Raw genomic sequence first — 16,688 nt, 5'->3', positions numbered from 1 at the left:
CGGGCGGGGCTGGGGCGGGCGCCCGCGCCCCGCCGCCCCCCCCCCCCTGGGCCGGGGCTCGTCGTCAGAGGCCCGGCGTGGCGGCGGCGGGGGCCGGCTCGTACTTGTAGTCGGCGCCGAAGTTCTTCTTCACGGCCGCCTCCCAGGAACCGTCCGCGACCATCTTCTTGATCGCAGCGTTGATCTTGGCCTGAAGATCGGTGCTGCCCTTCTTCATGCCGATGCCGTAGTTCTCGTTGCTCATGTTCAGCCCGACCAGCCTGAACTTGCCCTCGTTGCCCTTGCGGGCCGAGTACCCGGCCAGGATGGAGTTGTCCGTGGTCATGGCGTCGACCAGGTTGTCCTGGAGCGCGACGATGCACTCGGAGTAGCCGCCGAGCTCCAGGAGGCTCGCCTTGGGGGCGAGGGTCTTCTTGATGTTCTCCGCCGAGGTCGACCCGGTCACCGAGCACAGCCGCTTGGTGTTGAGGTCCTCGGGCTTGGTGATCGAATTGTCGTCGGCGCGGACCAGCAGGTCCTGGTGGGCCAGGAAGTACGGGCCGGCGAAGTCGACCTTCTCCTTGCGCTTGTCGTTGATCGAGTAGCTGGCCGCGACGAACTGGACCTCGTTGTACTGGAGCAGCAGCTCGCGGTCGCTGCTTTGGACCTGCTTGAAGGTGATGTGGCCCGGCTTGTAGCCGAGGTCCTTGGCCACGTAGGTCGCCACGTCCACGTCGAAACCGGTGAAGGTGCCGTCGGGCTCGCGCATGCCGACGCCCGGCTGGTCGAACTTGATGCCGATGGAGATGTCTCCCTTGCCGTCGTCACCGCCGCATCCGGATGCGGTCAGTACGAGACCGATCATTGCGGCGACCGCACCGGCCTGGGAAACCTTCATGCTGCACTCTTTCCTTGGATACGCGATGCGCGATGCGCTGCGTGGTACGCAGGTCGCGCGGGCGCGCGGACGCGCGCCGCGACGGGCCCGGGACGCGGGGAACCGCGGGGGCACGTGGACGCGTATATGAGGAAGCTAGGAAACCGCCGGGCTCAGTGTCACGGGATCTGAGCAAAGCTTGAGGGTAACGATCCGGAACGGCGGCAGATCCTGCGGCGAATCCGGTCCTGCACGGGAGAGGAGCCGGTCGCGTGGCCAAGGGTGGGGTAAGGGTCGAAGGGGACGCGTTGCTGCTGGGGGAGGGTGCGGAGGTCCGTTTCATGCGGACGCTGCGCCTCCCGGAGTCGGGGACGCACAAGCTGCCTCCGGGGCTCGGGACGTTTCCGCTGCGCCGGGTGGAGGACTATCCGGACACGGTGCCGGCGGACTGGCTGGCCAAGGGCGGGGTGATGCTCCCCGTGTACCTGCGCGAGGCGATGTGGCTCAGCTTCGCCGGGACCACGCGGCCCACCGCGCTCCAGGTCGGGGTCGGCAAGGTGTGCGCCGTCTCCGGCGAGCGGTGGACCGGAGAGCTCGGGCGCGATCCGCAGAACTATCTAGTGCTCCCGCGCCAGCCGTGGCTGGACGGGATCAACTCGGGCAACGGGACGGTGCGCCAGTTCGTCGCCGTCCCGCTCGGGCTCGGCGCCACCGTGGAGGGCCAGGTCACCGGGGAGGAGACCACGGGCGGGGTCCAGCTCCAGGCGTTCCCGCTCGGTGCGCGGGCGCTGGCGCGGTGGCGGGAGGCGGAGCTGGCGCGCACGGCCCCGAACCGCCGGCGCCGGGCCGGCGGTGGCCCGCCCGGGAGCGTGCCGCCCGGGAGCGCGCCGTCCATGGGGTACGGAGCGGGGCCGATGATGCCGGCGGCGGCTTCGGCACCGGCTCCCGGAGGCCCCCCGGGTTCGGCCGCCGGGTCGCCGGGCCGGTTCCGCGCGGGTCCGCAGGCGGCTCCCGCGATGGGACTCGGCGTCGGCGGGTCCATGCGCCAGGAGGTGTACCGGGACGACCGCGGGCCCGGCGAGTGGGCGGACGAGCCGTCCGCGCGGATCTTCGTCCACCTGGTGACCCCGCCCGCGTGGCGCCGGATCACCGGGGAGGAGCCGCCGGCCTCGCCGGTGGACCGGGCCGCCTACACCAAGGCCGGACTGCCGTGGTTCGACTACTACGACGAGACCGGCACCGACCTGGCCCCCTCCGAGGCCCTGGGCCAGGTGGAGCCGGTGGGCGAATGGCTCGGCGAGGACGCCAGCCCGTGGATCCCGCCGGCCCCCGGCCAGGTCGAACCGCTGGGGAAGGCCCCGAGGCCGGGCAGGCCCGTACGGGACGGGGACTGGTAGCTCCCGCGTACTGGCCGGGAACGTACGGTAGTTCGGTCCGGGCGGGCGGACCCGTGACAGCATGGGAGGGCAACGCACGGTAAGCGGAGGGGGAGTTCGGTGAGCGGAGTACGCAAGGGCCTGTCCAAGGTGGAGATCGCGCTGCGCTGGGATCCCAGCCCGGCGGGCGCGCCCGTGCACGACCTGGACATACTCGCCGCGGTCTACGGAGCCGCCGACCCGTACGGGCGGCCCGTCCACCTCGTGCACTTCGGGAGCCGGTCGCCCGACGGCACCATCACGCTGGACCGTGACAGCCGGACCGGTCAGGGCCTCGGCTTCGACGAGGTGATGACGCTCGAACTGTCCAGGATGGCAACGGAGTTGACCCGCGTGGTGGTAGGGGTGGTGATCCAGCCGGCGGGCTCCGGCCCGGCGCTGACCTTCTCCGCCGTGGCCGGTACCGGACTGCGGATCCGGGAGGGCTACACCGACCTCTCCGTGGAGGGCTTCACGGCCGTGGGCTCCGCCCGCGCCGCCACGGTCGCCGAGTTCACCCGCGAGAGCTCGGGCAGCTGGTCGCTGGACCCGGCGGTACGGGGCTTCGACGCCGACCCGGAGGAGTTCGCCCGGGTCATGGGCTCCGCCCGGAGCTGATCACCGCGCAGACCGGGCGGCGGGCACTCCGCGAGGGAGTGACCGCCGCCCGGTCCGGGGGTGCGCTGCCACCGTCCCCACGAGGCAGCGCGGGCAGGTCGCCGTCCGGTCATCGGGGACGGCGCACTGCCGGTTCAGGGGGTCCGGTCCGCCTCCGGGCCGGGGGCCGGCCGCGGGCTCACGCCCAGCGCCGGCAGCAGGCAGGAGTCGACGAACCGTACGAGGTACTCGGCGTCGGCGTACCGCCCGTCCAGCACCGGCCGGATCCGCACCACGCCCATCAGCTGGGCCGGCAGGAACTCCACTGCCGGATGCCCGGCGGCGAGCTCCCCGCGCGCCACGGCCCGGTCCACGATCGCGTCGAACGCCGCCAGCTCCGGCTCCACGAGCGCTTCGCGCAGTGCCGCCTTCAGCTTCTCGTCGCTCAGCACCGCGTGCCCGAGGGCCTGCGTCAGCCGGGTGTCGCGCCCCGAGGTGCAGGCCGCGATCATGGCCGCCTCGCGCAGGTCGCCCGCCAGCGTCCCGGTGTCCACCGCCGCCAGGGTGCCCCGCCGGTCCGCGCGCAGGGCCGCGGCGACGAGCTGGGGCTTGGTCTTCCACTGCCGGTAGAGCGTGGACTTTCCGCAGCTGGCCCGGGCGGCGATGCCCTCCATGGTCAGGGCCTCGTAGCCGTCCTCGCGCAACTGGTCGAGGACGGCCTCGTAGAACTGCCGCTCCCGCTCCGGGGTGATCTTGGAGCGGCGCGCAGGGGCCGGGGCGGCGTCCGGCGTCGGCGACGTCATGGGGCTGCTCTCCTCGGTGGCGCTGGAAGGGGTCCGGGCGAAGGGGTCCGGGCGAAGGGTCCGGGCGAATGGTCCGTGTGACGGGTTCGTGTGACGGGTCGCTCGTGGTCGGTTTCGCCGCCCGTCCCGCGTGCGGCTTTGCGGTGGCCTTGCGGTCATCCGGCGACCGTGTCGGTTGAAAGTCTACGGGAACGCGGGCGTATCGGTACACCCGCGTATCGATACGCGAATGTATCGATACACTGGCGTGTCGATGTGTGCCCGTGTACAGGAAGCGAGACCGGGGGATGACCTCCCACACCACACCTGCCGAGGCCGGCGCGGGACAGCGCCGCCGCCTCGTTCGCGAGCTGCTGCTCGTCGCCGGTCTCTTCGCCGTGTACAAGTGCGGCCGGATGCTGTCCACCGGCCATACCGACGAGGCCTTCCGCAACGCCACCCGCGTCTGGGACGCGGAGCGCGCCCTGCGCCTGCCCGGCGAGGGCCTGGTCCAGCGGCTGCTCCTGCACGGCGACGCGCTCGTGCACACCGCGAACACGTACTACGCGGCCGTGCACTTTCCCGCCACGGTGCTCTTCCTCGTCTGGCTCTACCTGCGCCGCCCCGCGCACTACCTCTGGACCCGCCGCGTCCTGGCCGTCCTGACCGGCGCCGCCCTCGTCATCCACCTGACCTTCCCCCTCGCGCCGCCGCGGATGCTGGCCGCCGCGCACCTGATCGACACCGGCCAGGTCTACGGGCCCACCGTCTACGGAGCCTCGCCCGCAGCCGACACCATGGCCAACCAGTTCGCCGCGATGCCCTCCCTGCACTTCGGCTGGGCGCTGATGCTGGCCCTCGGCATGATCGCCGCCACCTCCTCCCGGTGGCGGTTCCTCTGGCTGCTGCACCCCCTCGTGACCCTGCTCGTCGTCGTCGGCACGGCCAACCACTACTGGCTCGACGCCATCGTCGCGACCCTGCTGCTCGGGGCGGCCCTGCTGCTGGTCCCGCGCCCCGCCGTCCGTTCCCTCGTCGCGGCGCGGAGCGTGCCGGCTCAGCGTCGCGCCGTACCCGAACCGGCCACCGTAGGAGGAGCCCGGTGAACGCCACCCTCGTAGCCGTCCTGCTCTGCCTCGCCGCGGCCGCCACCTACGCGGCCGCCGCCGTCGCCCAGGAACGCCTGGCCCGCCGGGCCGTCGCCCGCAGCGCCGCTTCGCTGCTCGGCAACGGCGCCTGGTGGTGGTCCGCCGGGCTGAACGCCGCCGCCGCGCTCCTGCACGCCGCGGCCCTGCGGTACGGGCCGCTCACCCTGGTCCAGCCGCTCGGCGCGCTCACCCTCGTCGCCGCCGTCCCGATGGGCGCCCACGGCGCCGGGCGGCGGGTCGCGGCCACCGAGTGGCGCGGCACCCTGGCCACCGTGGCCGGGCTCGGCCTGCTCCTGCTCCCCGCATCCGGCCCGGCCCCCGACGACACCCTCACCCTGGCCGAGGCCCTGGCCGTCTCCGGCGCGACGGCCGCGGTGATCGTGCTGCTGACCGTACGGAGGGACACGCGCTCGGGGCTGCGCCACGCGACGGCGTCCGGGCTGGCCTCGGCGGCCGCCTCCGCCCTGACCCAGACCGTCGCCGTGGCGGGCGGGCGCGGCGGAGCGCTGCTCAGCCTCCGCGTGGTCTCGGTTGCCCTGCTCGTGGTGGTCTTCGCGGTCGGCGGGATGCTGCTGTCGCAACGGGCCTACCGGGGAGGCCTCGGCGCCCCGCTCGCGGTGGTCAACCTGGCCAACCCGCTGGCCGCCGCCGCGATCGGCATGGTGCTGCTCGGCGAACGCCTCCAGGGCGGGGCGTTCGGGGTCCTGATGGCGGTGGCGGGCGCGCTCGCCGCGGCGCGGGGCGTGCTCTTGCTCACGCGGACGTCGGCTCCGGCTCCCGTCGCCGCTCCGGCCGCGGAGGCGGCTGCCGCGCTCCAGGGGGTTCCCTCGCAGGCGGCTTCCCCGCAGCCGACTCCGCCCCCGGCGGCTCGGAAGGACCGGGTCCCGGCATGATCGGCGGGTCGCCGCGGGTCGTCGCCGGCCGCCGCCGTCGTGTTTCCGCGTAGTGACGGAGAACCGTTTCACGTCTTCGCGCGTCCTCCTCGGTAAGACGAAGCGCGCACGGGGTGCGCACACCGAAGCGGAGTGAACAGGCATGGGCATCATCAGCTGGATCATCCTCGGACTGCTCGCGGGCGGGATCGCCAAGGTCCTGCTGCCCGGCCGGGACCCCGGCGGCCTGATCGTCACCACCCTCATCGGCGTCGCCGGCTCCTTCATCGGCGGCTGGCTCTCGGCGAAGTTCCTGGACCGGCCGATCCAGACCGAGTTCTTCGACCTCGCGACCTGGGGCTCCGCCATCGGAGGCTCCCTGGTCCTGCTCGTCGCCTACCGGCTCCTGTTCGGCAACTCCCGCCGCTGACCTCCGGCCCAGAGCCACCGCCCGCCCCGGTGCCGCCCACTCCGGTCGCGCCGCCGTCGGTGGCGGCCCCTACGATGACCGGCCATGGACAGCAGTGATTCCGGCAGACGGTTGATCGACGGGCGCTTCGAACTCGCGGGGCCCCTGGGCAGCGGCGGAATGGGCACGGTGTGGCGCGCGCGGGACATCGCGCTGCACCGGGACGTCGCGCTCAAGGAGGTGCGGCCGCCGGACCCGGCGACCGCCGCCGCACAGCCCGGCCTCGCCGTCCAGCTACGCGAACGGGCCGTCCGCGAGGCCCGGGCCCTCGCACGTCTCGCCCACCCCAACGTGGTCACGATCCACCACATCGTGGAGCCCGCCGACGGGGCCGAGGGCCATCCGTGGATCGTGATGGAGCTGGTCAAGGGCGGCTCCCTGCACGACCGGCTGGCCTCGGGGCCGATGCCGGTCGCGGACGTGGTGCGGCTCGGGCTCGACGTGCTCTCCGCGCTGCGGGCCGCGCACGCGGAGGGGGTGCTGCACCGGGACGTGAAACCGGCCAACGTGCTGCTGCGGACCGACGGTTCCGCCGTCCTCACGGACTTCGGCATCGCCGCGCTGCACGGGGCGACCGCGCTGACCTCGACCGGTGTGCTGATCGGCTCGCCGGAGTACATCGCGCCGGAGCGGGCCCGTGGCGAGGAGGGGCTCCCCGCCTCCGACCTGTGGTCGCTCGGCATGCTCCTGTACGTGGCCTCGGAGGGGGTGCACCCGCTGCGCCGGGCCACGAGCCTGGCCACCGTGGTCGCGGTGCTCGACGAGCCGATCCCGGTGCCGGTACGGTCCGGCCCGCTGGGGCCCGTACTGGAACGGCTGCTGGTGCGGGACCTGGCCGTGCGGCCCGGCGCCGAGGAGCTGGAAGCGCTGCTCCGAAGCGCGAGCAGTGCTCTCGGCGGCGCCACCCCGGTGACTCCGCCGGTCGCCCTGGGCCAGTTCGGCCCGGCGGTCCCGGCGGTCCCGGCGGGATCGGCAACCCCGCCGACCCCCACGCCGTTCGAACCCGGCACGGGCAACCCGTACGCGTCGACCGTGCCCGTTCCCGGGTCCCACCGCCCCGGTCCCGGAACCGGCCGCCGCCGGACCGCCCTGATCGGTGGACTCCTCGCCGCGGTCCTGGCCGCCGGGGCGATCGGCATCGTGATCTGGTCGCAGGGCGCGGACGCCGGCACGGGCAAGGACCAGGGCAAGGGCGTCGACGCCAAGCCGGCGAGCAGCCCTTCCCCCTCCGCGCCGGTTTCCCCCTCGCCCGCGACCCCGGGCACGTCCGGCGCCCCGACCCCGAAGGCGAGTGCGCCCCAGACCGCGACCCCGCCCAAGGGCAGCCTGATCGGCCCCGCCGGCATCCGTGCCGCCATCGAGGCCTTCAAGCAGCAGGCGGGCACCACCACCTTCGTCGACATGAGGGTCTACGACGAGTACGTGATCGCCTCCATCCCCACCGCGCCCGGGGCCAAGACCGTCGACTCCTGGCAGTACCGCAACGGCGTCGCCAAGCGCAGCGGCCCGGAAGGCACCGTCAAGGCCGGTGAGCCCCTCATGGACATGGCCGCGCTCAACTGGGACGCCCTGCCCGCCCTGTTGGAGCAGTCACAGAAGGAGCTCGCCGTCCCGATCCCGAGCTCGCGCTACCTCAACGTCTCGCCCTGGCTCGGTACCCCCGCGATCCGCCCGTACATCAGCGACCCGTACGGTCAAGGCGGCTACGTCCTCGCGGACACCGAGTTCAAGATCAAGAAGGTCTACCGCGACTGACCATCCGGCGCGGACGAACGAGCGCCGACGAACGCACGCCGACGAACGCACGCGGACGAACGAAGCGGAGTACCCACCACCATGCCCAGCTGGCGCACCACGCTCACCACGGCCGGGATATCCGGCCCCCGGCTTCGCGCCGACTACACGCACACGGCCCGCCGCGTACTGCGCCGGGAGCCCGCCCCCTACCTCGCCCTGCGGCTGCTGGCCGACCCGGCGCTCCAGCCCTGGCTGGCGGCCGGGCTCGCCTTCATGAACCGGGTCGACGACGTCGCCGAGACCGGCACCCCGCAGCAGCGGGCCGACGGCCTGCAAGAACTGGGCGCCGAGGTGCGCCGGGCGCTGGACACCGGCGAGAGCCCCGACCCGCTGCTGCGCGCCTACGCCCACGCCGTCGGCTCCCGCGGTCTGCCCGCCGAATGGATCTTCCGCTTCCTCGACGGCGCCGCCACCGCGGAGGCGGTGTTCGACGGGTTCGCCACCGAGGCGGAGTTCCAGGCCTACCTGGACGCCTACGCCTGGCCCGGCGTGCTCGTCTTCACCGGGCTCCAGTACCAGGGCGGTCCCGACGCCGAACAGGCCGCCGGCTGGCGGCGGTTCGTGGACGCCGCCCAGCGGGTGGACTTCCTCGCCGACCTCGCCGGGGACCTGGCGGACGGCCGGCTCTGCATCCCCCGCGACCGGCTCGCCGAGCACTCCGTGACCCGGGCCGACCTCGAACAGGCCCGTGACACCGCGGGCATACGGGAACTCCTGACCGCCGAGTGCGCGCGCGCCCGTACCGCCCTGGCGGCTGCCGAGGGGATCCGCGACCTGGCCGACCCCGGGCTGCGGCAGGTCGCGGTGACGATGACCGAGCTGATGGAGCACCAGCTCACGGCGGTGGAGCGGGCCGGTGCGGGCGCCCTGCGCAAGGACGTCGGCTACGGCCTCGTGGCACCGCTGCGCACCCTGGCCCGCGCCAGGGCGAACAGGCCGGCCCGCTCCACCGCCGTCCGGCAGTGACATTTGGTCGGCAGTGACATTTGTACGGAGGGAGTCCGTACACGCGCATCTGCCGGGGCGCCGCCGCCCTCCGTAGCGTTCCGTACATGAAGCAGACGCATTCGGCGAAGACCCACCGGGCGACGCAAGCCCTGGCAGTACCCCCGGCGGTCAGCTTCCGGCACACCGCCAAGTCCTTCGGATCCGTCCGCGCCGTGGCCGGTCTCGACCTCGACATCCGGCGCGGCGAAACCGTCGCCCTGCTCGGCCGCAACGGCGCCGGGAAGTCCACCGCCATCAGCCTGCTGCTCGGCCTGAACGAGCCCGACGCGGGCAGCGTGCGCCTCTTCGGGGAGAGCCCCGCGCATGCGGTGCGCTCCGGCCGGGTCGGCGCGATGCTCCAGGAGGGCCGGGCCGTGCCCCGGCTCACCGTGCGCGAGCTCGTCGCCTTCGTCGCCCGGACCTACCCGGCGCCGATGCCGGTGGCCGAGGCCCTGGAGCTGGCAGGGCTCACCGGCCTCGAAGGCCGCCGCGTCGACCGGCTCTCCGGAGGCCAGGCCCAGAGGGTCCGCTTCGCCGTCGCCCTCGCCGGGAACCCCGAGCTGATCGTCCTCGACGAGCCGACCGCCGCCCTCGACGTGGAGGCCCGGCGCGCCTTCTGGGTGTCCATGCGGGCGTACGCCCGGCGCGGCAACACCGTCCTGTTCTCCACGCACTACCTGGACGAGGCCGACGCCCACGCCGACCGCATCCTCGTCCTGGACCGCGGCCGGGTCGTGGCCGACGACACCGGGGACGGGCTCCGGCGCGCCGCCGGGGGCTCCCTCGTCGCCTTCGACCTGTCCGGGCGGTCCACCGAGGAGCTGGCCGCCCTGCCCGGGGTGGTCGCCGTGGAGATCACCGGGGACCGCGCGAAGCTGCGTACCCGGGACTCCGACGCCACCGTCGTCGCCCTCGTGCACCGCGGCGCCGTCCGCGGCCTGGAGGTCACCGCCGCCTCGCTCGACGAGGCCTTCCTCGCCCTGACCGGAGCCGACGCGGGAGCCGACGCCGGATCCGACGCGGGAGCCGAGGCGGGATCCGACACCGCCGTGGAGAGTGCCCGATGATCATCACAGCCTACGTCCGTCTCGAAGTCCGGCGCACGCTGCGCGACACCGGGTTCGTCTTCTTCGGCATCGGCATGCCGGTGGTCATGTATCTGCTCTTCACCAACCTCGGCACCGCCGACCCCGAGTGGAAGACCGCCTCCATGGTCGCGATGGCGGCCTACGGGGCCCTGGGCGCGGCCCTCTCCGCCGGAACGGGCGTGGCCGAGGACAAGGGCGTCGGCTGGCTGCGCCAGCTCCGCGTCACCCCGATGACCCCGCGCCAGGTGGTGATCAGCCGGGCGCTGACCGGCTCGGTAGTGGTCCTGCCCGCCATCGCCGCCGTGCTCGCGGCGGGCGCGCTCGTCAACGGGGTCCGCCTCGACGCCTGGCAGTGGGCGGCCGTCGCCCTCGCGCTCTGGCTCGGTGCCCTCCCCTTCACCTTCCTCGGCCTGGGCAACGGCTACCGCCTCTCCGCCCAGACCACCGGCCTCGTCAACGTCTCCTGCAACCTGCTGCTGTCGATCGTCGGCGGGCTCTGGTTCCCGGCCGCGCTGTTCCCGCACTGGCTGCGCACCCTCTCCGACCTCACCCCGACCCACCGGTTCGCGGAGATCGGGCAGAACCTCGCCACGGGCGCCGCCCCCGGTCTCGCGGCGCTCGGAGTGATCCTCGCGTGGGCCCTGCTGTTCGGCTCGTACGCGGTGTTCTCGTACCGTCGGTCCGCGCGGACGGTGTAGGCGATGCGCGTGGTACACGATGCGGCATGCGCCGCGGAACGGGGAAGGGACATGGGCGTGAGCCCCGGCCCGGCCGCCAAGGAGAAGACCGCCAAGGAGAAGCGGCTCCGGCTGCCCGGGCCCGCCGGGACCGGAGTGAACAGCGGGCTCTCCCTGCTGCCGTGGCTGCTCATGGGAATGGGAGCCTTCTCCAACATCATCCAGGGCAAGACCCCCAACCCGCTCGTCGGGGGCCTCGGGCTGCTGATCTTCAACTCCCTCTACATCAGCGTGGTGTTCCGCGCCTTCCACAAGGGCGCCCGGGAGGCCGCGAGCACCCGCTGGAGCCTCGTCGCGATGGGCGCGGTCACCTGCGGGCTGGCCCTCGCCTACGGGGGTAGCTGGCTGGCCTTCTTCCCCCTGCTCGGGCTCGCCGTCGGGGCCGTGCTCCGGGGCCGGGAGCTCGCCGTGACCGTCCTCGGGCTGTGCGTCGTGGGCGGCGCGATCGGCGTCTACCGCGACGGCTGGGGGGCGGTGGGCGTGGTCTACGGGACCTTCCTGTCGGGCATGGTCACCGCGGCCATCCTCGCCCTCTCCGAGACGGTGCGCGAGCTGCGCGAGACCCGGCAGGAGCTGGCGCGCACCGCGGTGGAGCGGGAGCGGCTGCGCTTCTCCCGGGACCTGCACGATCTGCTGGGCCACACCTTGTCGGTGATCGTCGTGAAGTCGGAGGCGGCCCGCCGGCTCGCGCCCCGAGACATCGACGCCGCCCTCGCCCAGGTCGCCGACATCGAGTCCGTCGGCCGCCAGGCCCTCGTGGAGATCCGCGAGGCCGTCACCGGCTACCGCGAGGCGAGCCTGGCCGGGGAGCTCGACCGGGCCCGCGGGGTCCTGTCCGCCGCCGGGATCGAGCCCGTCGTCCGGCAGTCCGGACCGCCGCTGCCCCCGCAGACGGCGGCGCTGCTGGGCTGGGTGGTCCGGGAGTCCGTCACCAACGTGATCCGGCACGGGTCCTCGGCGACCACCTGCGAGATCGAGGTACGGGGAGCCGCCGAGCGGGTCCGGCTGGTGATCACGGACGACGGGGGCGGCGTAGGCTCGGCCCCGCCGGGCAGCGGTCTGACCGGTCTGGCCGAACGGCTCGCGGTGGCCGGCGGCACCCTCGTCGGCGGCCCGGTCCCGGGCCGGGGCGGCTTCCGGGTCACCGCCGAACTCCCGGTGGACGCGGAGGCGCACGAGGCCGCGTACGAGACCGCGGGCGAGACCGGGGCGTACGAGACCGCGGGTGAAGGCGAGGACCGATGATCAGGCTGCTGCTGGCCGAGGACCAGGGGATGATGCGCGGGGCCCTGGCCCTGCTGCTCGGGCTGGAGGAGGACATCGAGGTCGTGGCGCAGGTCGCCGCCGGGGACGAGATCGTGCCCGCGGCCCTGGAGACCCGGCCCGACGTGGCCCTGCTCGACATCGAGCTCCCCGGCCGCAGCGGACTCGACGCGGCGGCCGACCTGCGCCGGCGGTGCCCGGACTGCCGGGTGCTGATCCTGACCACCTTCGGCCGGCCCGGCTATCTGCGCCGGGCCATGGAGGCGGGGGCGGCCGGATTCCTCGTGAAGGACGGCCCGGTGGAGGAACTGGCCGCGGCCGTACGGCGGGTGCTCGCGGGAGAGACCGTGATCGACCCCGCGCTCGCGGCCGCCGCCCTCAGCGCCGGCCCGAACCCGCTGACCCGGCGCGAGATCGACGTCCTGAGCGCGGCGGTGGACGGAGCCACCGTCGCCGACATCGCGGCCAAGGTCCACCTGTCGGAGTCGACCGTACGGAACTACCTGTCCGCGGCGATCGGCAAGACCGGCACCCGCAACCGGATGGAGGCCGTCCGCGCGGCCCGCCGCCAGGGCTGGCTGTGACCGGGCGGGCCCCCCTCGGGCCCGCTCAGTGGACGCCGCTCAGTAGGCGCTGTTGACGTTGTCGATCGAGCCGTAGCGGGCGGCCGCGTAATTGCAGGCGGCCGTGATGTTGGCGACCGGGTCGTACGAGTCCAAGGCGGTGCCGGGGACGTGATAGGCGCGGAAGGTCGGGTCGATGACCTGGAGCAGGCCCTTGGAGGGTATGCCGGCCGCGGCGTTGGAGTCCCAGTTGTTGATCGCCATCGGATTCCCCGAGGATTCACGCATCACGTTGCGGTGAATTCCTTCGTAGCTGCCGGGAATTCCGTGCTGGGCCATGACGTCGAGCGACTGGCGGATCCATCCGTCGAGGTTGTTGGCGTAGGTGGACACGGCCGCGGGGGCGGCGGCGGGGGCCGTGGCCGGGGCGACGGAGCCGAGCTTCAGCTTCAGGCCGGGACGGATCACCGAAGGGTTGGATCCGACCGCGCTGCGGTTGGCCTCGTAGAGCTGCTGCCAGCCGCCGCTGATGGAGTGCTCCGCCGCGATCTTCGCCAGGGTGTCGCCGGTGACCACGGAGTACGTGGTCGGGGCGGCGGTCACGGCGGTCACCTCGGCGGCTCCGGCCGTGGTCGCGCTGATCAGCGGGAGGGCCAGGACCGCGCCGCCGGTGCCGGCGAGGGCCAGCTTGCGGGTGAGCGGGTTGTGCTTCGGCCGACGGTGCTTTCCCTGTGCGGGCATGGCGGAATTCCTCACGTGGGGGTACGGGAGAGCCCTGGCGGCGGCCGGATTCGGCAGCGGACCACCGGGAACGAGGCGAACGTAGGCGAGTCCGCGGGGCCGGAACAAGACACGAATTAGACCGGGAGATCAACTTCCCGCTATCGGCCCGGCGGATGACCTTGAAAAGGGATCCGGGAATTGCGGAAATTCCCGCAGGGAAAAGGGAATCGACCGTTCCGGGGAAATGATGTTGACCCGGCGGGCGTGACTCACATCACGGAACTCCCGGCGGCACCCCAATTCGGGCAAGTCGCCCGTCGCCGTGCGTGATTCGGGCGACCCACCCGTTGGCGGCGAATCGCCCACCAGGGGTCATTCGGGTCGTGTCGGCGACCGTGCACGGGCCCGCCGCGACTCCGCCCTGTCAGTGCTCCTGCCTAGGGTGGGCGAATGGACGAGATGGCGATGGCGGCGGACCGGGGCGAGTGGCGGGAGGGGTTCCAGGAGCGGGTGCTGGCCGGGTACCGGGCGGCGGGCTGCTCGGAGCCGCTGGCGCGGGCCCTGCTGGAGCGGGCCGTGAAGGGGATCGACGGCTGGACCGTGGCCACGGACGGCGACGGGTGGATCGCCGTCGAGGTGACCGAGGACAACGGGGCGACCGTGGGCCGGATCCACGACCTGACGGCGCCGCGGGGGCGTGCGTGGGCCGAGCGGTGGTGCGCCGAGCGCGGCGCGCAGCGGGTGGAGGTCCGGCTCACCGGAGGACCGGGAGCCTTCGCCGACTATCCCCTGCGGGGACAGAACCGGATGCGCGCCGTGGCGGAGCGGCCCGAGATGCCGCCGGGCCTGACGGCCCGCCGGCTCACCGAGGAGGAGTACCCGGGCTGGTACGCCGGGGAGGAGGCCGCGTACATCGCGGACATAGTCCGGGCCGGAGCCCTGACCCCGGCCCAGGCCAAGGAGAAGTCCGACCGGGACTTCGCCCTCCACCTTCCCCAGGGGTACCTGACCCCGGGTCACGCCTTCTACGCGATGGAGGCCGACGGCCAGGTCATCGGCACCGGCTGGGTGAACCACGGCTTCCTGCCCAGCGTGACCTTCGGCTTCTCGCTGGAGGTGTACGAGGAACACCGCGGCAAGGGCTACGGACGGGCCGCCATGGCCGTCGGCGAGTGGGCCACCCGGCAGGGCGGCGACGAGGCGATGATGTTCAACGTCTTCGGGGGCAACGAGGTCGCGATGAGCCTGTACGACAGCACGGGCTTCACCGTGCTGGACGAGTTCCGCTCGATCGACCTCTAGCGGCTAGGAGTTCCGGCTAGGAGGTTCCGGTTCCGGGGAACGCGTCCTGGAGGCGGGCCAGTTCGCGCTGCGCCGCCGCAACCGAGGCCGCGCTCGCCGGGAGCAGGGGGAGGCGCACATCGGGGCTCGGGATCCGGCCCTGCGCGTGCAGCACGCCCTTGACCACCGCCGGGTTGGGCTCGGCGAAGAGCGCGGCGGAGAGGCGGGCCAACGCGTGGCCCAGGGCTCGGGCCCGGTCCGCGTCGCCGGCCCCGCCCGCGCGCCAGGCCGTCGCGAGTTCGGCGAACAGGTCCGTCGCCAGATGCGCCGAGGCGAGGATCCCGCCCGCCGCGCCGAGCGCGAGCAGAGCCGAGAGGTACGCGTCGTCGCCCACCAGGAACTCGAAGCCTTCGGGCAGGCCGCCGAGCAGCTCCACCGCGTCCTGGTCGACGGCGCCGACCGCGTACTTCACCCCCGCCACCCCGGGCAGCGCGCCGATCGCCCGCAGCGCGGCCGCGTCCAGCGACCGCCCGGTCCGGTACGGGACGTGGTAGACGATCAGCGGCACCGGGCTCACCTCCGCCAGCCGGGTGAAGTGCGCGAGCACCCCGGCGGCCGAGGGCCGGACGAACGCAGGCACGCTCACCAGCGCCGCGTGCGCCTCGGGCCACCGCTTCAGCTGGGTGAGCGAGGCCTCGGCGGCCAGGGTCGCGCTCGCCCCGGCGCCCACGCTCAGCAGCGCCCCCCGCTCCCGGCAGACCCGGGCGCAGACGTCCGTGACCAGGTCGCGTTCCGCCTCGTCGAGGGCGGCGGCCTCGGCGGTGGTGCCCAGGGCCACGATCCCGGTGGCGCCCGCGCCGAGCACCTCGTGGGCCAGGGCTTCCAGGGCCTCGGCGGCCACCTCCCCGGTGGAGGTGAAGGGGGTGACGAGCGGTACGTGGATCCCGCGCAGGCTCAGCGCAAGCGTGGAGAGGTTCGGTGTCATGTGTCGAGCCTCGCGCGCCCCGAGCGTCGAATCCAGTTCGCGTTTCTTACCTGAACCGTAAGCTGATCCGATGCTCGATGTACGACGCCTGCGCCTGCTGCGCGAACTCGCCCGCCGGGGGACCATCGCCGCCGTCGCCGAAGCGCTGTCCTTCAGCCCTTCGGCGGTGTCCCAGCAGCTCGGAGTCCTCGAACGCGAGGCGGGCCTGGCCCTGCTGGAGCGCACCGGCCGCCGGGTCCGGCTGACCCCCGCCGGGCAGAACCTGGTCCGGTACGCCGAAGCCGTCCTCGAACTGCTCGAACGGGCCGACGCGGATCTCGCCGAAGCCCGCAGCGGCCTGGCCGGAGCGCTGCGGATCGGGTCGTTCCCCACCGCCACCCGGGCCATCGTCCCGGCCGCCCTGGTCGCCCTGGGCCGCCGCCACCCGGGGCTGGAGCCGATGGTGTCCGAGACCGACCCGGCGGCCGTCGCGCACGCGCTGCGGGCCGGCGACCTGGACGTGGCCCTGATCCACGAGTACGACTTCGTCCCCGCCCCCGAGGAACCCGGGCTGGCCACCGAGTCGTTGTACCGGGAGGCGATGTACCTGGCGGCCCCGGCGGCCGTCGCCGCCCCGGAGGGGGCCGGGCTCCCGGCGCCCGGGCTCCCGGCGGGCGAGGTGGCCCCGGCGGCCGTGCCCGGCGCCGTCGGAGCCGATCAGGGCGCGACGCTCCGTAGGCACGCCGACGCGCCCTGGATCACCGCCACGCCCGGGACGCTCTGCCACGCCATGACCGTACGGGCCTGCCAGGCCGCCGGGTTCGCCCCGAGGATCCGCCACCAGGTCGACGAGTTCGCCACCGTCCTCGCGCTGGTCGCGGCCGGCCAGGGCGTGGCCGTGGTGCCGCAGCTCGGGATCACCGGGCACGCCGACCCGGCGGTCGTCCTCACCCGCCTCCTCATGGAACGCCGCACCAAGCTGGCCTTCCGCAGCGGGGCCGCCGCCCACCCGGCCGTCGCCGCCTTCGGCGCGGCCCTGCGCTCGGCGGTGCCGCCGGAACTAGGGCGCGCGGGGGAGTGAGGCAACTCCCGCATGCGGGAACGCGCGTGTACGTTGGCCGGACCGGGGGATCCGTCGGAGCAGCC

The 16,688-nt window shown here is 73.8% G+C and carries 17 protein-coding genes; 13 read left to right on the top strand and 4 right to left on the bottom strand.

Going from position 1 to position 16,688, the window contains the following annotated elements:
- Nucleotides 1–64: 64 nt before the first annotated feature.
- Complete coding sequence (locus tag ACFXDJ_RS05890; protein WP_384847935.1) at nt 65–877, bottom strand: glutamate ABC transporter substrate-binding protein; 813 nt, start codon at nt 875–877, stop codon at nt 65–67.
- 251 nt (nt 878–1,128) lie between these two features.
- Between ACFXDJ_RS05890 and ACFXDJ_RS05885 the strand changes: the two genes are divergently transcribed.
- Nucleotides 1,129–2,253, top strand: coding sequence for a hypothetical protein (locus ACFXDJ_RS05885; RefSeq protein WP_384847932.1), 1,125 nt, complete (start codon nt 1,129–1,131; stop codon nt 2,251–2,253).
- 99 nt (nt 2,254–2,352) lie between these two features.
- Nucleotides 2,353–2,889 carry a TerD family protein gene (locus ACFXDJ_RS05880; RefSeq protein ID WP_384664050.1) on the top strand — a complete coding sequence of 179 codons (537 nt, stop codon included), beginning with the start codon at nt 2,353–2,355 and terminating at the stop codon, nt 2,887–2,889.
- 134 nt (nt 2,890–3,023) lie between these two features.
- Here ACFXDJ_RS05880 and ACFXDJ_RS05875 read toward each other — a convergent pair whose 3' ends face one another.
- Nucleotides 3,024–3,671, bottom strand: coding sequence for a TetR/AcrR family transcriptional regulator (locus ACFXDJ_RS05875; protein ID WP_384847929.1), 648 nt, complete (start codon nt 3,669–3,671; stop codon nt 3,024–3,026).
- Between the two features lie 287 nt (nt 3,672–3,958).
- Between ACFXDJ_RS05875 and ACFXDJ_RS05870 the strand changes: the two genes are divergently transcribed.
- From ACFXDJ_RS05870 to ACFXDJ_RS05830, 9 genes are all read left to right on the top strand, one after another.
- Nucleotides 3,959–4,756, top strand: coding sequence for a phosphatase PAP2 family protein (locus ACFXDJ_RS05870; RefSeq protein ID WP_384653934.1), 798 nt, complete (start codon nt 3,959–3,961; stop codon nt 4,754–4,756).
- The gene (locus tag ACFXDJ_RS05865; RefSeq protein ID WP_384653936.1) at nt 4,753–5,691 is read left to right on the top strand and encodes a hypothetical protein; all 939 of its coding nucleotides are present in this window, start codon (nt 4,753–4,755) and stop codon (nt 5,689–5,691) included. Before ACFXDJ_RS05870 ends, ACFXDJ_RS05865 begins: the two co-directional genes overlap by 4 nt.
- 142 nt (nt 5,692–5,833) lie before the next feature.
- Complete coding sequence (locus tag ACFXDJ_RS05860; RefSeq protein WP_384653938.1) at nt 5,834–6,100, top strand: GlsB/YeaQ/YmgE family stress response membrane protein; 267 nt, start codon at nt 5,834–5,836, stop codon at nt 6,098–6,100.
- 84 nt (nt 6,101–6,184) lie between these two features.
- A complete protein-coding gene (locus ACFXDJ_RS05855; RefSeq protein ID WP_384653940.1) occupies nt 6,185–7,894 on the top strand; it encodes a protein kinase in 1,710 nt (569 codons plus the stop codon).
- A gap of 81 nt (nt 7,895–7,975) precedes the next feature.
- Complete coding sequence (locus ACFXDJ_RS05850) at nt 7,976–8,902, top strand: squalene/phytoene synthase family protein (RefSeq protein ID WP_384653942.1); 927 nt, start codon at nt 7,976–7,978, stop codon at nt 8,900–8,902.
- Between the two features lie 86 nt (nt 8,903–8,988).
- Nucleotides 8,989–9,990, top strand: coding sequence for an ABC transporter ATP-binding protein (locus ACFXDJ_RS05845; RefSeq protein ID WP_384653944.1), 1,002 nt, complete (start codon nt 8,989–8,991; stop codon nt 9,988–9,990).
- A 2-nt stretch (nt 9,991–9,992) separates the two neighbouring features.
- Nucleotides 9,993–10,709 carry an ABC transporter permease gene (locus tag ACFXDJ_RS05840; protein WP_384653985.1) on the top strand — a complete coding sequence of 239 codons (717 nt, stop codon included), beginning with the start codon at nt 9,993–9,995 and terminating at the stop codon, nt 10,707–10,709.
- 51 nt (nt 10,710–10,760) lie between these two features.
- A complete protein-coding gene (locus tag ACFXDJ_RS05835; RefSeq protein ID WP_384653946.1) occupies nt 10,761–11,993 on the top strand; it encodes a sensor histidine kinase in 1,233 nt (410 codons plus the stop codon).
- On the top strand, nt 11,990–12,595 hold the full coding sequence (locus ACFXDJ_RS05830) for a response regulator (RefSeq protein WP_384847926.1): 606 nt from the start codon (nt 11,990–11,992) through the stop codon (nt 12,593–12,595). The genes ACFXDJ_RS05835 and ACFXDJ_RS05830 overlap by 4 nt, the downstream gene beginning before the upstream one ends.
- A gap of 39 nt (nt 12,596–12,634) precedes the next feature.
- Here ACFXDJ_RS05830 and ACFXDJ_RS05825 read toward each other — a convergent pair whose 3' ends face one another.
- The gene (locus ACFXDJ_RS05825; protein WP_384847923.1) at nt 12,635–13,315 is read right to left on the bottom strand and encodes a transglycosylase SLT domain-containing protein; all 681 of its coding nucleotides are present in this window, start codon (nt 13,313–13,315) and stop codon (nt 12,635–12,637) included.
- Nucleotides 13,316–13,747: 432 nt separating this feature from the next.
- Here ACFXDJ_RS05825 and ACFXDJ_RS05820 point away from each other — a divergent pair, with 432 nt between their 5' ends.
- Complete coding sequence (locus tag ACFXDJ_RS05820; protein ID WP_384847920.1) at nt 13,748–14,599, top strand: GNAT family N-acetyltransferase; 852 nt, start codon at nt 13,748–13,750, stop codon at nt 14,597–14,599.
- Nucleotides 14,600–14,615: 16 nt separating this feature from the next.
- Here ACFXDJ_RS05820 and ACFXDJ_RS05815 read toward each other — a convergent pair whose 3' ends face one another.
- Nucleotides 14,616–15,563, bottom strand: coding sequence for a dihydrodipicolinate synthase family protein (locus tag ACFXDJ_RS05815; RefSeq protein WP_384847917.1), 948 nt, complete (start codon nt 15,561–15,563; stop codon nt 14,616–14,618).
- A 70-nt stretch (nt 15,564–15,633) separates the two neighbouring features.
- Here ACFXDJ_RS05815 and ACFXDJ_RS05810 point away from each other — a divergent pair, with 70 nt between their 5' ends.
- On the top strand, nt 15,634–16,623 hold the full coding sequence (locus ACFXDJ_RS05810) for a LysR substrate-binding domain-containing protein (RefSeq protein ID WP_384847914.1): 990 nt from the start codon (nt 15,634–15,636) through the stop codon (nt 16,621–16,623).
- Nucleotides 16,624–16,688: the final 65 nt, after the last annotated feature.

Source organism: Streptomyces sp. NPDC059443, assembly GCF_042750105.1.
GTDB lineage: Bacteria > Actinomycetota > Actinomycetes > Streptomycetales > Streptomycetaceae > Streptomyces.
Note: the sequence above shows the minus strand (reverse complement) of the source record. Positions and strands in the feature narration are given on the sequence as shown.